This window comes from Parafrankia sp. FMc2 (genome assembly GCF_041008525.1).
Lineage (GTDB): Bacteria > Actinomycetota > Actinomycetes > Frankiales > Frankiaceae > Parafrankia.
Map to the genome: position 1 here is coordinate 1 of NZ_JBFLUG010000400.1, position 1,323 is coordinate 1,323.

At 71.8% G+C, this 1,323-nt stretch carries 1 protein-coding gene; it reads left to right on the forward strand.

Annotation, left to right across the window (positions count from 1 at the left end; translation table 11 throughout):
• Positions 1-112: 112 nt before the first annotated feature.
• Positions 113-1,323, forward strand: a 1,211-nt coding sequence (locus AB1460_RS37530; RefSeq protein ID WP_368967324.1) for an IS1634 family transposase, incomplete at its 3' end; no start/stop codon positions are given.

Genomic DNA, 1,323 nt, shown 5'->3' on the forward strand with positions numbered 1-1,323 from the left:
TCTAGCCCTGTCTTCCGCACGTGCGTGCGGAGAGACAGCTACGCGATCTCTTGTTCTGACCGCGTCGGAGTGATCGCGATCTGTAGTGGCGGGTCTGGGACTGTTCGTGGCTGTGTCGGTCGCGAGGGACTACGGGCCGCCGAGCGTCGAGAAGCCGCTCGGCGCGCTCCCCGTCGTGCGTGACTACCTGGACCGCCTCGGTCTCGTGGACACGATCGACCGGCTCGCCCCGATCCGGGACAAGGTCAGCCGGGCCACCCACGGGCAGGTCATCGCGGCCCTCGTCGCCAACCGGCTGACCTCCCCGACCCCGTTGCTGCACGTCGAACGGTGGGCACGGGAGTGGGCGGTCGAGGAGGTGTTCGGCATCGCGCCGGACGTGTTGAACGACGACCGGGTCGGTCGGGCGCTTGACGCGCTCGCCCCGGTCTGCGAGGCCGTCGTCGGCTCGGTCGGCACCGCGGCGATCGCCGCGTTCGGGCTCGACGTCTCCCGGGTCCACTGGGACATGACGTCGATCTCGCTGCACGGCGCCTACCCCGAGATCGACGAGGACTACGCGACCCCGCGCTACGGCCATCCCAAAGACCGCCGGCCCGACCTCAAGCAGGTCCAGACCGGCCTGGCCACCACCGGTGACGGCGGGATCCCGCTGGTCCACCGCGCCTACGACGGCGGCGCCGGCGAAGTTTCCCAGGTCACCGGCGCGATGCGCGCACTGACCCAGCTCGCCGGCCCCAGGCGCTTCCTGCTCGTCGGGGACACCAAACTCGTCTCCTACAGCAACCTGACCGCGCTGACGACCACGCCCGGGGTCACGTTCCTCGCGCCCGCACCGAAGGCGGTCGTACCCGCCGACGTCCTGGCCAGCCAGGACTGGGCCACCGCCTCGATCATCGACCACGTCGCCGCCCGAGACCGCGACAAACCGATCCACCAGCGGGCGACCTACCGCGCCCGCGAGGGCGTGACCACCCTGCGCGGGCCCCGCAAGAAAGACCCGCCGGTCACCGTCCGCACGGTGTTCGTCTGGTCGTCCGCGAACGACCAGGCCGCCAAGGCCGCCCGCGCGCTCAAGCTCGGCCGCGCCCGCGACGACCTCGACACCCTCGCCCGCGCCGCGGGCAGCCACCACCTCTACCGCACCGAGGCGGCGGTGCAAGCCCGCCTGACCCTCCTCGCGACGAAACACCGCGTCGCCCGCTACCTCGTCGCGGCCACCAGCGTCGACCCGGACACCGGGAAACCGGCCCTGACCTGGCACTTCGACCAGGCCACCCTCGACACCGAGGCCACCACCGACGGCTGGTACGCCCTGCTGAC